This window comes from Staphylococcus sp. FSL K6-0223 (genome assembly GCF_038008285.1).
Genome location: NZ_JBBOYX010000001.1, coordinates 1,515,258 through 1,528,932, shown reverse-complemented (window position 1 = coordinate 1,528,932; position 13,675 = coordinate 1,515,258). Strand labels below are relative to the sequence as shown.

13 protein-coding genes are annotated in these 13,675 nt (G+C 31.8%); 12 read left to right on the top strand and 1 reads right to left on the bottom strand.

Annotated elements, in window-relative coordinates:
• Positions 1 to 123 precede the first annotated feature (123 nt).
• The 4 genes from gmk to priA all read left to right on the top strand — a co-directional run bounded on the left by gmk (position 124) and on the right by priA (position 4,833).
• The gene (gene gmk, locus MHI13_RS07495) at positions 124 to 747 is read left to right on the top strand and encodes a guanylate kinase (RefSeq protein ID WP_002448723.1); all 624 of its coding nucleotides are present in this window, start codon (positions 124 to 126) and stop codon (positions 745 to 747) included.
• Positions 747 to 959, top strand: coding sequence for a DNA-directed RNA polymerase subunit omega (gene rpoZ, locus MHI13_RS07490; protein WP_002448867.1), 213 nt, complete (start codon positions 747 to 749; stop codon positions 957 to 959). The genes gmk and rpoZ overlap by 1 nt, the downstream gene beginning before the upstream one ends.
• A 257-nt stretch (positions 960 to 1,216) precedes the next feature.
• The gene (coaBC, locus tag MHI13_RS07485) at positions 1,217 to 2,425 is read left to right on the top strand and encodes a bifunctional phosphopantothenoylcysteine decarboxylase/phosphopantothenate--cysteine ligase CoaBC (protein ID WP_017174566.1); all 1,209 of its coding nucleotides are present in this window, start codon (positions 1,217 to 1,219) and stop codon (positions 2,423 to 2,425) included.
• The gene (priA, locus tag MHI13_RS07480; protein ID WP_017174567.1) at positions 2,425 to 4,833 is read left to right on the top strand and encodes a primosomal protein N'; all 2,409 of its coding nucleotides are present in this window, start codon (positions 2,425 to 2,427) and stop codon (positions 4,831 to 4,833) included. Before coaBC ends, priA begins: the two co-directional genes overlap by 1 nt.
• A 59-nt stretch (positions 4,834 to 4,892) precedes the next feature.
• Here the strand turns inward: priA and MHI13_RS07475 are convergent, their stop codons facing one another.
• Positions 4,893 to 5,096: a TM2 domain-containing protein gene (locus MHI13_RS07475; RefSeq protein ID WP_002448731.1), complete on the bottom strand. Its 204-nt coding sequence runs from the start codon at positions 5,094 to 5,096 to the stop codon at positions 4,893 to 4,895.
• A 176-nt stretch (positions 5,097 to 5,272) separates the two neighbouring features.
• Here MHI13_RS07475 and MHI13_RS07470 point away from each other — a divergent pair, with 176 nt between their 5' ends.
• From MHI13_RS07470 to rpe, 8 genes are all read left to right on the top strand, one after another.
• A complete protein-coding gene (locus tag MHI13_RS07470; RefSeq protein ID WP_017174568.1) occupies positions 5,273 to 5,761 on the top strand; it encodes a peptide deformylase in 489 nt (162 codons plus the stop codon).
• A complete protein-coding gene (gene fmt, locus MHI13_RS07465; RefSeq protein ID WP_025987215.1) occupies positions 5,754 to 6,686 on the top strand; it encodes a methionyl-tRNA formyltransferase in 933 nt (310 codons plus the stop codon). The genes MHI13_RS07470 and fmt overlap by 8 nt, the downstream gene beginning before the upstream one ends.
• Positions 6,683 to 7,990, top strand: coding sequence for a 16S rRNA (cytosine(967)-C(5))-methyltransferase RsmB (gene rsmB / locus MHI13_RS07460; RefSeq protein WP_017174570.1), 1,308 nt, complete (start codon positions 6,683 to 6,685; stop codon positions 7,988 to 7,990). The genes fmt and rsmB overlap by 4 nt, the downstream gene beginning before the upstream one ends.
• Before the next feature lies 1 nt (position 7,991).
• Positions 7,992 to 9,086 carry a 23S rRNA (adenine(2503)-C(2))-methyltransferase RlmN gene (rlmN, locus tag MHI13_RS07455; RefSeq protein ID WP_017174571.1) on the top strand — a complete coding sequence of 365 codons (1,095 nt, stop codon included), beginning with the start codon at positions 7,992 to 7,994 and terminating at the stop codon, positions 9,084 to 9,086.
• A gap of 5 nt (positions 9,087 to 9,091) precedes the next feature.
• Complete coding sequence (locus MHI13_RS07450; protein WP_017174572.1) at positions 9,092 to 9,835, top strand: Stp1/IreP family PP2C-type Ser/Thr phosphatase; 744 nt, start codon at positions 9,092 to 9,094, stop codon at positions 9,833 to 9,835.
• Complete coding sequence (gene pknB, locus MHI13_RS07445) at positions 9,832 to 11,856, top strand: Stk1 family PASTA domain-containing Ser/Thr kinase (RefSeq protein ID WP_070654016.1); 2,025 nt, start codon at positions 9,832 to 9,834, stop codon at positions 11,854 to 11,856. The genes MHI13_RS07450 and pknB overlap by 4 nt, the downstream gene beginning before the upstream one ends.
• Before the next feature lie 298 nt (positions 11,857 to 12,154).
• On the top strand, positions 12,155 to 13,030 hold the full coding sequence (gene rsgA / locus MHI13_RS07440; protein WP_017174574.1) for a ribosome small subunit-dependent GTPase A: 876 nt from the start codon (positions 12,155 to 12,157) through the stop codon (positions 13,028 to 13,030).
• Positions 13,030 to 13,674, top strand: coding sequence for a ribulose-phosphate 3-epimerase (gene rpe / locus MHI13_RS07435; RefSeq protein WP_017174575.1), 645 nt, complete (start codon positions 13,030 to 13,032; stop codon positions 13,672 to 13,674). Before rsgA ends, rpe begins: the two co-directional genes overlap by 1 nt.
• Position 13,675: the final 1 nt, after the last annotated feature.

Below are 13,675 nucleotides of genomic sequence, written 5' to 3'. Positions count from 1 at the left end.
TTGTAACATGGTAACAATAGAGCGTCATGAGTTAAGTTTATCCTAGTACACTCTATACAACGTAAACAACAATGTGATATCATATTTAAATAATAGAAGAATAGCTTAGAGAGGTCGTAAGGCATGGATAATGAAAAAGGATTACTAATTGTTCTTTCAGGTCCTTCAGGAGTAGGTAAAGGAACTGTTCGTAAAGAGATATTTGACGATCCAACTACATCATATAAATACTCAATCTCGATGACTACGCGTCAAATGCGAGAAGGAGAAGTTAACGGTGTAGATTACTTTTTTAAAACGAAAGAAGAATTTGAAGCATTAATTCAAGAAGATCAATTTATTGAATATGCCGAATATGTAGGAAATTACTATGGGACACCCGTACAATATGTTAAAGATACAATGGCTGAAGGTCATGATGTGTTTTTAGAAATTGAAGTTGAAGGTGCGAAACAAGTAAGAAAAAAATTTCCTGACGCATTATTTATCTTTCTTGCACCGCCAAGCTTAGATCATTTGAAAGAACGTCTTATTGGTCGCGGTACAGAAACAGATGAAAAGATTCAAAGTAGGGTAAATGAAGCACGTAAAGAAGTAGAAATGATGAATCTTTATGATTATGTCGTTGTTAATGATGAAGTTCATTTGGCTAAAGAAAGAATTCAATCAATTGTAGAAGCCGAGCACTTAAAAAGAGAACGCGTTGAAGCGATATATAGAAAAATGTTATTGGAGGCAAAGAAATAATGTTAAACCCACCGTTAAATCAATTACAATCACAAATTAATTCAAAATATTTAATTGCAACAACAGCTGCTAAACGTGCACGTGAATTAGACGAAAAGCCTGAAACTGCATTACTAAATGGTTATCATTCAGCAAAACCTGTAGGTGAAGCACTAGAAGAGATCGCAAGCGGAAAAATTTCACCTGTTGTACCTGAAGAGTTTCAAGCATAAATAAAATTATTTCGTTATCAGTTAAGTTGTTGTTCTGAAATATAAGTTACCATGTATTTCAGACTTTTAAACATTTTTGCAATCTCTGATTCAATTGAAAATGTACTTATATAAGCGTTTTTAGAATCAGTTAATCTTGCGGGAGTAGAACAGTGAATTAAAAATCTGTTCTACTCCCGTGTTTTTAGTTTTTCATCTTAGTTGTGTATAATAAATTTAAAAGTGAAGACTATAAATATAACTAAAGGAGTCGAATCATGAAGAACATTCTATTAGCTGTTACAGGAGGCATTGCTGCTTATAAAGCAATTGATTTAACTAGTAAACTTACGCAAGCGAATTATGATGTAAGAGTAATGCTCACTGATCATGCACAAGAATTTGTTACACCTTTAGCCTTTCAAGCCATTAGTAGAAACCCTGTATATACCAATACATTTATTGAAGAAAATCCTGAAGACATTCAACATATAGCATTAGGTGATTGGGCAGACTGTATCGTTGTTGCACCTGCTACTGCTAATACTATTGCCAAATTAAGTGTAGGTATTGCTGATGATATCGTCACATCAACGCTACTTGCTACAGAAACCCCTAAATTTATTGCTCCAGCTATGAATGTTCATATGTATGAAAATAAACGTACGCAACATAATATTTCTGTATTAAAAGACGATGAATATCATTTTATTGAACCTGGAGATGGTTTTTTAGCATGTGGGTACATTGCAAAGGGACGTATGGAGGAACCTCTTCAAATTGTCAAAATCATAAATGATTATTTTAAAGATAAGAATGAACTATCACACATATCTTATACTTCTTTTGAAGGGAAACATGCTTTAGTTACTGCTGGTCCTACAATTGAAGTAATTGATCCAGTAAGGTTTGTATCTAATCGTTCCTCTGGAAAAATGGGATATGCAATTGCAGAAGCTTTAGCTAAAAGAGGTGCAAAGGTGACGCTTGTGGCAGGACCAACGCAACTTGATAATCCAGAGAATGTAGAAGTCATTCATGTAGAAAGTGCAGAAGAAATGTTTAATGCAGTTACAAGTCGATATGAAGAACAAGATATTGTTGTTAAAGCAGCAGCCGTCTCAGATTATACGCCGGCTGATGTATTGAATCATAAAATGAAAAAACAAGATGGCAATCTTTCTGTCACTTTTAAGCGAACAAAGGACATTTTGAAATATTTAGGTGAACATAAAACACATCAATACTTGGTCGGATTTGCAGCTGAAACCCAAAATATTAATGCTTATGCACAAGATAAATTAAAACGTAAAAATGCGGATGTCATTATTTCGAATAATGTAGGAGATCAGACCATTGGATTTCAATCTGATGATAATGAACTCACTATGCATTTTAAAGATGGACAACGTATTAATATAAAAAAAGGAAAGAAAGTGCAACTTGCACAACAAATTTTAGATGAACTGGAAACTAGGTGGCAATAATGATTGCGAAGGTCATTGTAGATATTCCTTCTAAGAGTGTTGATTTTAAATTCGATTATCTCGTACCTGACCATTTAAAAGATTTTATAAAAGTGGGTGTAAGAGTTGTTGTACCGTTTGGTCCGCGTACCATTCAAGGATATGTTATGGATATACAACAACAACCAAGTGAAGATGTCAATATAGATAAATTGAAACCAATTAAAGAAATTAGAGATATTCGACCAGAATTAACACCTGAACTTATCCAATTAAGTGAATGGTTGAGTCATTATCATATTTCAAAACGCATTTCTGTGTTAGAGGCAATGCTTCCAAGCGCGATTAAAGCAAAATACACTAAAGTATTTAAAATAGTCCGTCACAATGATATTGAAGAAGATATATTAAAATACTTTGATAACAACGGATATTATAAGTATAAAGATGCGCAAAAAAATAATCATTTAAATATATTAAATCGTTTACTTGAACAACATTTAATAGAAGAAGAAACCATATTATCTCAACATACAAAAAGAAAAACACAGCGTGCAGTACGAGTTGTTGAAGGATACAATCCAGATGATATATTAGCTTTACTAGAAAAGAAATTAAAACAATATGATGTGTATGCTTATCTTTTAGAAGAACATCATAGAAATGTATTTTTAAAAGAACTTGAAGAAATGGGATTTTCTAAATCAAGTATAGAGGGTCTCGTCAAAAAAGGTTTCCTTGAAAAATATGATGCTGAAATTGAACGAGATCCTTTTGCAAATCGTATCTTTGAAAAAGAAGAAAAACGAATGTTAACCCCTGATCAAAATAACGCATTTCAACAAATTAAAGAAAAAATAGATCACAACGCACAACGTACATTTTTATTACACGGCGTCACAGGTTCAGGTAAAACTGAAGTCTACTTGCAAGCCATTGAAGAAGTATTAAAAAAAGATAAACAAGCTATGATGCTTGTTCCAGAAATTGCGCTGACACCACAAATGGTTTTACGCTTTAAGCGACGTTTTGGTGATGATGTAGCTGTCTTACATTCAGGTTTGTCAAATGGTGAACGATATGATGAATGGCAAAAAATTAGAGATGGAAGAGCACGTGTAAGCGTAGGTGCGAGATCAAGTATCTTTGCACCATTTAAAAACTTAGGCATTATTATTATTGATGAAGAACATGAATCAACATATAAGCAAGAAGATTATCCACGTTATCATGCTAGAGACATAGCAGAATGGAGAAGTCAATTTCATCAATGTCCATTAGTATTAGGAAGTGCGACACCAAGTCTTGAATCTTATGCACGGGCAGAAAAAAATGTATATCAATTACTTACTTTACCTGAAAGAGTTAATCAACAAGCTTTACCTTCAATAGATATCATTGATATGAGAGCAGAACTAAGTTCAGGTAATCGTTCCATGTTCTCAGAAGAATTAAGACAAGCGATTCAAGATAGACTGAATAAAAATGAACAAATCGTTTTATTTTTAAATCGACGGGGTTATGCTTCGTTTATGTTATGTCGAGATTGTGGATATGTTCCACAATGTCCACATTGCGATATTTCGTTAACTTATCATAAGACGACAGACCAACTAAAATGCCACTATTGCGGCTATCAAGACTTGCCTCCTAACTTGTGTCCTAATTGTGAAAGCCCACATATCAGACAGGTTGGTACAGGTACACAAAGGGTAGAAGAAATTTTACAACAAGAATTTGAAGAGGCACGTATTATTCGTATGGATGTAGATACGACGTCAAGAAAAGGTGCACATGAAAAGCTATTGACTGATTTTGAAAAGGGAAAAGGCGATATTTTATTAGGCACACAAATGATTGCAAAAGGTTTAGATTATCCAAATATAACATTAGTTGGTGTGCTTAATGCTGACACAATGTTGAATTTGCCCGACTTTAGGGCGAGTGAAAGAACGTATCAGTTACTTACACAAGTTTCAGGTCGTGCTGGTCGTCATGAAAAACCTGGTAAAGTTATTATTCAAACATATAATCCAACTCATTATGCAATAGAAGATGTTCAAAAAAATGATTATTTAACGTTTTATCATAAAGAAATGCAATTTAGAAAATTAGGTAAATATCCACCTTATTATTATTTAATTAATTTTACTATTGCGCATAAAAATATGAAAAAAGTAATGGAAGCTGCTAAACATGTACATCAAATTTTACTGCAACATCTTTCTGAAAGAGCACTCGTACTTGGACCTTCTCCAGCGGCAATTGCTAGAATTAATAACGAACATCGTTTTCAAATATTGGTTAAATACAAGAGTGAGCCAGAATTAATTCATGCATTACAGTACTTAGATGATTATTATCATGAAGCATATATTAAAGATAAATTATCGTTAAGGATTGATATCAATCCTCAAATATTAATGTAAAAAAAGAGTTGCACCGTTTGCGTTTAACTGCGTGGTGTAACTCTTTTTGTATTTACATGTTACATTGTTACGTTTCCATTTTCATCTGCTGGTCTTAGTAATGTCAGAATCGCACTGATGATTGCAATAATATGAGGAATTCCTGTCCAACAGAATAATAAATGAAGAAGACCAGACATCATTTTACCAGCATAAAATTTGTGTACGCCAAAGCCACCTAAAAAGACAGCTAGGATAATGTAAATCACTTTATTGACTTCCATTCTTTATACCTCCTTAGTCTATTTAATATATTAATTGTCTTCATAATTATTTTAGATATGAAAAAAATTAAAAGCAATTAAAGTTATCTGAGAAGAGTGAAGATAAGACTAAGGTCGCATTTTAAATTGAATTACGTTATAATAATATGATGAATTTTTTTCGGGAGGCGTTCTAAGTGGCAATAAAGAAATTAGTTCCATCGACTCATCCTGTTTTATCTAAAAAAGCAAAAAAGATAACAACTTTTGATGAAAATTTAAAACGTTTATTATTAGATATTGAAGACACTTTATATTCTGAAGAAGCATCAGCTTTATCAGCGCCACAAATTGGTGTAAGTCAACGTGTTGCTATAATTGACATGGAAGCGGAAGGACTCTTGCAATTAATCAATCCTAAAATCAAAACAGAATCTAATGAGAAAATCATTGATTTAGAAGGTTCGGTTAATCTTCCTAATGTATTTGGGGAGGTAGAACGTAGTAAAATGATAACTGTAGAAGCAAATGATTTAGAAGGTCACGAGATTGAATTAACTGCTTATGATGATGTGGCTAGAATGATACTGCACATCATTGATCAATTAGATGGTATTCCATTTACCGAACGTGCTACAAAAATATTGACTGAAAAAGAAGTGGAGGCATATTTTGACAATGAGTAAGATAATTTTTATGGGAACACCAGATTTTTCAACAAAAGTACTAGAGATGTTAATCGCTGAACATGAAGTCATCGCAGTAGTTACTCAGCCAGATAGACCAGTAGGACGTAAGCGTGTATTAACCCCTCCTCCTGTAAAGAAAGTGGCAGAAACATACCATATTCCAGTATATCAACCTGAAAAGTTAAAAGATTCTAATGAGTTAAATGAACTTATGGATTTAAATCCTGATTTAATTGTAACGGCAGCATTTGGACAATTATTACCTGACAGTCTATTAAATCTTCCTAAGTTAGGTGCTGTAAATGTACATGCCTCATTATTGCCAAAATATCGCGGTGGAGCACCTATTCACCAAGCCATTATAGATGGTGAAGCACAAACGGGTATTACAATCATGTATATGGTGAAAAAGTTAGATGCAGGTAATATTATTTCTCAAAAGGCCATCGACATTGAAGATGATGATAATGTAGGATCAATGCACGATAAATTAAGCTTTTTAGGTGCAGATTTATTAAAAGAAACATTACCTTCTATTATAGATGGTTCAAATGAAAGTATTCCACAAGATGATTCAAAAGCAACGTTTGCGTCTAATATTAGCAGAGAAGACGAACGTATCGATTGGACTAAAAGCGCTAAAGAGATACACAATCATATTCGCGGATTATCACCATGGCCAGTGGCTTATACAACTATGAATGATAAAAATTTAAAACTATATCAAGCTCATATTGAAAAAGGAAAAAACGGAGAACCAGGTGAAATTATAGAAATCACTAAGACTGCAATTATTGTAGGAACTGGCTCTTTGGATGCTATTGCATTAACAGATATTCAATTATCTGGGAAAAAACGAATGCTTGCTGCTCAATATTTAAGCGGTGTACAAGATTCATTAGTGGGGACTAAATTAGTATGACACAATCAGTAAGAGACCTTGCATTTCATACCATTCAAGATATTTTAAACGATAATGCTTATAGCAATTTAAAAATTAACGAAGTCATTAACCAATATAATATTGCAACTGTCGATAAAGCATTGTTTACAGAATTAGTTTATGGAACAATAAAGCGTAAAATGACTTTAGATTTTTATTTAAAACCCTTTGTTAAGACTAGAATTAAAGGTTGGGTACGTCAATTATTATGGATGAGTTTATATCAATATGTCTTCCTAGATAAAATACCTAATCACGCAATTATAAATGAAGCAGTTAATATTGCTAAACGTCGAGGTGGCCAGCACAATGGGAACATTGTTAATGCTATACTTCGTCACATATTTAAAAGTGACTTACCGACATTGGAAACAATTAAGAATGAAAAGCAACGTATGACGATTGAGTATAGTATACCAAGATGGATTATTGAGCATTGGATTACACATTACGGAATAGAAACGACACATAAGATTGCAAAATCATTTCTAGTACAATCTGCAAGTACAGTAAGAGTGAATACAAGTCGTACGGATGTTGAAACAATAAGTAAGGAGCTTTTACAAGAAGGTTATCATGTGGATATTGATCAACTCATTCCATATTGTTTACACCTTACAGGTAAACCAGTGATTGAATCTCGAGCTTTTAAAGATGGACTTATTTCCATCCAAGATAAAAGTTCAATGTTAGTAGGGTATTTAATGGATGTTCAAAAAGGCGATACCATATTAGATGCATGCAGTGCTCCTGGCGGTAAGGCTTGTCATATGGCAGAATTACTAGCATCCACAGGCCATGTAGATGCTACAGATATTCATAAGCATAAAATTGGTTTAATTAAAGAAAATATCAAAAAGTTAAAATTAAAGAATGTGTCCACTTTCGACCATGATGCAACACAACCATATTCAGAACTATATGACAAAATTTTAGTAGATGCACCTTGTAGTGGATTAGGTGTATTAAGACATAAGCCTGAAATTAAATATGTACAATCTAAGGATAGTATTAATGATCTTGTAGAAATTCAATTAAGTATATTAGATAATGTTAAACATAACTTGAAACCAGGCGGTTCACTTATTTATTCAACTTGCACAATTGAACAAATGGAAAATGAAAATGTAATTTATACATTTTTAAAAGAAAATAAAGATTTTGAATTTGAATTGATGACGCATCCTGTTACTGGTGAAAAAGTAAAAACACTACAAATTTTGCCACAAGACTTTAATTCAGATGGCTTTTTCATTACTAAAATAAAAAGAAAGGAAAGTTAAGATGATAACTGCTGAAAAAAAGAAAAAAAATAAATTCTTACCAAATTTTGAAAAACAATCAATATATTCGTTAAGATATGATGAAATGCAAAATTGGTTAATTGAGCACGGACAACAAAAATTTAGAGCTAAACAAATTTTTGAATGGTTATATCAAAAGCGTGTAGACACTATTGATGAGATGACTAATTTATCTAAAGACTTAAGACAATTGTTAAAAGATAACTTTGTTATGACAACGTTAACTACCGTAGTTAAACAAGAAAGTAAAGATGGAACAATTAAGTTTTTATTTGAATTACAAGATGGTTATACCATTGAAACGGTATTAATGAGACACGATTACGGTAATTCTGTATGTGTAACGACTCAAGTAGGCTGTCGAATTGGTTGTACATTTTGTGCTTCAACTTTAGGTGGTTTAAAGCGTAACTTAGAGGCTGGCGAGATTGTATCTCAAGTACTCACAGTTCAAAAAGCACTTGATGCTACTAATGAACGTGTATCACAAATTGTTATTATGGGAATTGGTGAACCCTTCGAAAATTATGATGAAATGATGGACTTTTTAAAAATAGTCAATGATGATAATAGTTTAAACATTGGGGCGCGACATATTACAGTATCAACGTCAGGAATTATCCCACGTATTTATGACTTTGCTGATGAACAAATTCAAATTAATTTTGCAGTAAGTTTACATGCTGCTAAAGATGAAATTCGTTCAAAATTAATGCCAATTAATAGAGCGTATAATGTTGAAAAATTAATGGAAGCAATCAAATATTATCAAGAAAAAACGAATCGTCGAATTACATTTGAATATGGATTATTTGGAGGCGTAAATGATCAACTTGAACATGCAAGAGATTTAGCACATTTAATTAAAGATTTAAACTGTCATGTAAATCTTATACCAGTCAATCATGTTCCTGAACGTAATTATGTTAAAACACCAAAAGATGATATTTTTAAATTTGAAAAAGAATTGAAACGTTTAGGCATCAATGCAACAATTAGAAGAGAACAAGGCTCAGATATAGATGCAGCATGTGGACAATTAAGAGCTAAGGAACGACAAGTAGAAACGAGGTAATCATCATGCTTAACGCACAGTTTTTCACAGATACTGGACAACATCGAGAAAAGAACGAAGACGCGGGAGGTATATTTTATAACCAAACACATCAACAATTGTTAGTGTTGTGTGATGGAATGGGTGGTCATAAAGCAGGTGAAGTTGCAAGTCAATTTGTTACTAATCAATTACGAGACTATTTTGAAACAGAAAACTTTATTGAATTAGACCAAGCTGAATCATGGTTAAGTAAAACATTAAAAGATATTAATCTCGAATTATTTGAATATGCTACAACGAATGAAGAATATCGTGGTATGGGCACAACGTGTGTATGTGCCCTCATATTTGATAATAAAATTGTAGTAGCAAATATTGGTGATTCTAGAGCATACGTGATTAATTCAAGAGAAATTGAACAGATTACATATGATCATTCATTTGTTAATCATTTGCTTATGACCGGACAAATTACTGAAGAAGAAGCGTTTAATCATCCTCAACGTAATATAATCACTAAAGTAATGGGTACTGATCGCCGAGTAAGTCCTGATATTTTTACAAAGCGCATCAGTTACTATAATTATTTATTACTTAATTCTGATGGACTGTCAGATTATGTAAGAAATCATGAAATAGAAACGTTAATGAATCAGTCTACATCATTAAATGAACTTGGAGAAGCACTAATACAAGCTGCCTTAGATCATCAATCTAAAGATAATGTGAGTGTACTATTAGCTGAAATTGAGGGTAATAATGTATGAATGGCAAGCTAATTAATGATCGCTATCAACTCTTAGATAAACTTGGTGGCGGAGGAATGAGTATTGTTTATCTTGCTGAAGACACTATACTTGAACGTAAAGTGGCTATTAAAGCAATTTCTATTTCACAAAACGAAAAAGATGAAACTATGAAACGTTTCTACAGAGAGGTAAATAGTGCTACACAAATTGTTCATGAAAATATTGTGGAAGTATATGATGTTGAAGAAGATGATGATAATTTCTATCTTATTATGGAATATATTGATGGACCGACACTATCTGAGTATATACATAGCCATGGTCCATTGAATATAGAAACAGCTATTGATTTTATTAAGCAAATTTTAAATGGGGTAAAACAAGCACATGAGCAACGTATTATACATAGAGATATTAAACCTCAAAATGTACTAATTAATAAAGATAAAATTTTAAAAATTTTTGATTTCGGCATCGCAAAAGCGTTAAGTGAGACATCAATGACTCAAACAAATCATGTGCTTGGAACGGTTCAATATTTATCTCCTGAACAAGCTAAAGGAGATAAAACGAATGAAACAACCGATATCTATTCAATTGGTATAGTATTGTATGAAATGTTAGTTGGTGAACCTCCTTTTAGGGGAGAGACAGCTGTAAGTATTGCTATTAAACATATTCAAGAAACAGTTCCTAATATTACTGAAAAACATCCAAATATTCCACAATCTTTAAGTAATGTGGTACTTAAGGCGACTGAAAAAAACCCTAAAGATCGTTATCAAACGATAGAAGAAATGTATAATGATTTGAGTAGTGTGCTTGTTACAAGCAGATTAAATGAAGAAAAGCATACGCGTATAAGTGATACCACCCAAACAGTACCCATTGATAAAAAAGAAATAAAAAACAAACTTGATGAAGAAAATCATAAAAAAGATATAGCGCAAACGATGCAAATTCCTATTATCAATCATCATAAATTTCAAGCAAGTGAAAATAATGTGTACACACCTAAACGTAAAAAACGTTCTAAAAAGAAAAAGGTCGCTATTATTTTTATTCTAGCGCTTTTATTATTAAGCTTGATTGGGTTTATCGCTTGGGGCATGCTTGGTGATAAATATGCAGAAATGCCTGATTTAACGGGTAAAACTGAAAAAGAAGCAGAAAAAGTATTAAAAGCTTCGCATTTAGAAATAGGACATATATCTAGAGAATATAATGATGACTATCCCGAAAATAAAATTATTAACTCCAATCCTAAAGCAGGAGAACGTGTTAACCAACAAGAAAAAGTAGATGTTGTATTATCAAAAGGTTCAGAAAAGATAAATATGCCTAATGTGATAGGGATTAAAAAAGAAGATGCTATAAAAAAACTTAAAGATCATAAATTAAATCATGTGACAATTAATCAAGAATATAATAGTCAAATGCCAAAAGGATATATTTTCAAGCAAAATATTAACCCTAATGAATCGGTGAAAATTAACGATCATCATATTGTACTGACTGAATCGTTAGGTGTAAAAAAAGTTTACGTCAAAGACTATGAAAATAAAAACTATCAAAATGCTAAAAAAGAATTAGAGTCGAGGGGTCTAAAAGTACAAGTTAAGACGACTAATAGTGATACTAAAGATAAGGATATCATTATTTCACAATCTCCAAAACAGATTGAAGTAAATGAAGGAAGTACAGTAGAACTTATGGTTTCTAAGGGGAAAGATAAAAAAAAAGATTCAAAAGAGGACTCGGATTCTTCTGATGATAAGAAAGATAATCATACGACAAGCGTAAAAAATTATACGGAAACTTATCATATTCCGTATACTGGAAATGATGGAGAAAGCCAAAAGGTAAAGATTTATATTAGAGATAAAAATAATAGTGGTACACAGGTAAGTCAAACATACAATATTCACAAGGATAAAATCATTACTATTCCATTAAAAATTGAACAAGGTGATTCTGCTGGATATACGATTGAAGTAGATGACAATGTTATTGCAGATAAAGATATTGACTACGAATAAATTTCAAATATCAGAATAAGAGTAAGATAGTAATGATAAGTTATTCATCGTTTACTGTTTATACATTAACGTGTATTTTATCATATAAATGATGTTAATTTTAAAAGACAATTTCTATTGAAATAATATAGAAATTGTCTTTTTAACAACTATAATTTTATTATGTAAAGTTAATTTTTTAAGTGATTTCAATGTCTTTCTATCCTTATCTTTATGATGAGGGTATAGAATATATATATTATTAATTCTATGTTTGCTATAATAACGTAAACATAAATACTTAATTTGAGGTGTTAATTTGGAAACAGGACGTATTGTTAAACTAATTAGTGGAGTATATCAAGTAGATGTAGGTGGAAAAAAATATAATACTAAACCTCGTGGTCTTTTTAGAAAGAAAAAATTTTCTCCTGTAGTAGGAGATATCGTTGACTTTGACATTCAAAATGAAGATGAAGGTTATATTCACCACGTGCATGAACGCCACAATGCATTAAAGCGTCCTCCAGTAAGTAATATTGATGGTCTGATTATTGTAATGAGTGCGGTTGAACCTAAATTTTCAACACAATTGTTAGACAGATTTTTAGTGATTGCACATTCTTACAACTTATCTCCTAGTATATTAGTCACTAAAAAAGATATTGCTAGTGAAACGCAAATCAATCATATCGAAACAATACTAAATACATATAAGGAAATAGGATATTCTGTTCAATTTGTAGGTAAAAAAACTGATAAAGTTGATATTGTGAATACTTGGCCCAATGGTCTAATTGTGCTAAGTGGACAATCTGGTGTTGGAAAATCAACATTTATAAATACGTTTAAACCAGAACTAAATCTTGAAACCAATGATATCTCTAAATCACTTAATCGAGGCAAACATACGACAAGACATGTAGAGCTATTTGAAAGAGAAAATGGTTTTATAGCAGATACACCTGGTTTTAGTGCACTTGATTTTGATCATATTGAAAAAGATGATGTAAAGTATTACTTTAAAGAAATTAATACTTTTGGAAATGATTGTAAATTTAGAAATTGTAATCATATTAAAGAACCTAAATGCAATGTTAAACATCAATTAGAAAACAATAATTTAGCACAATTTCGTTATGAACACTATTTACAATTAGTTAATGAAATTTCGAATAGAAAGGTTAGATATTAATGAGACACATTTTTCCTTCTTTATTATCAGTCGATTTTTTGAATTTAAAACATGAAATACAATTATTAGAAGAAGCGGGCGTTGACGGTCTACATTTTGATGTTATGGATGGTCAATTTGTACCTAATATATCAATTGGATTACCCATATTAGATGCAGTAAGATCAACTACACAATTACCAATTGATGTACACCTCATGATTGAGAATCCTGAAAACTATATTGAGACATTTGCAAAACATGGTGCAGACATGATTTCAGTCCATATTGAATCAACCCCTCATATTCATCGTGCTATTCAACTTATCAAAAGTCTAGATAAAAAAGCAGGTGTAGTAATTAATCCTGGCACCCCTGTAGATAGGGTCGTACCTGTTCTTTCCATGGTGGATTATGTTTTAGTAATGACGGTTAATCCTGGTTTCGGTGGACAAACATTTATCGACATGTGTGCTTCAAAAATTAAGTTATTAAATGATTTGAAGTCATCTTTTAATTTAAATTTTAATATTGAAGTCGATGGCGGTATAAATGATAAAACGATAGATATTTGTGCAAAACATGGGGCTAACCTTTTTGTTACAGGTTCATACTTTTTTAACCATGATGATTATAAAACAGTGACTAAAATATTGAGAGGTTGAG

Excerpts from the sequence above, each read along its gene's own strand:
- priA (WP_017174567.1), top strand. The coding sequence starts at position 2,425 with ATGATTGCGAAGGTCATTGTAGATATTCCTTCTAAGAGTGTTGATTTT.
- gmk (WP_002448723.1), top strand. The coding sequence starts at position 124 with ATGGATAATGAAAAAGGATTACTAATTGTTCTTTCAGGTCCTTCAGGA.
- MHI13_RS07450 (WP_017174572.1), top strand. The coding sequence starts at position 9,092 with ATGCTTAACGCACAGTTTTTCACAGATACTGGACAACATCGAGAAAAG.
- rpe (WP_017174575.1), top strand. The coding sequence starts at position 13,030 with ATGAGACACATTTTTCCTTCTTTATTATCAGTCGATTTTTTGAATTTA.
- coaBC (WP_017174566.1), top strand. The coding sequence starts at position 1,217 with ATGAAGAACATTCTATTAGCTGTTACAGGAGGCATTGCTGCTTATAAA.
- rpoZ (WP_002448867.1), top strand. The coding sequence starts at position 747 with ATGTTAAACCCACCGTTAAATCAATTACAATCACAAATTAATTCAAAA.
- rlmN (WP_017174571.1), top strand. The coding sequence starts at position 7,992 with ATGATAACTGCTGAAAAAAAGAAAAAAAATAAATTCTTACCAAATTTT.
- fmt (WP_025987215.1), top strand. The coding sequence starts at position 5,754 with ATGAGTAAGATAATTTTTATGGGAACACCAGATTTTTCAACAAAAGTA.
- rsmB (WP_017174570.1), top strand. The coding sequence starts at position 6,683 with ATGACACAATCAGTAAGAGACCTTGCATTTCATACCATTCAAGATATT.
- MHI13_RS07475 (WP_002448731.1), bottom strand. The coding sequence starts at position 5,096 with ATGGAAGTCAATAAAGTGATTTACATTATCCTAGCTGTCTTTTTAGGT.
- pknB (WP_070654016.1), top strand. The coding sequence starts at position 9,832 with ATGAATGGCAAGCTAATTAATGATCGCTATCAACTCTTAGATAAACTT.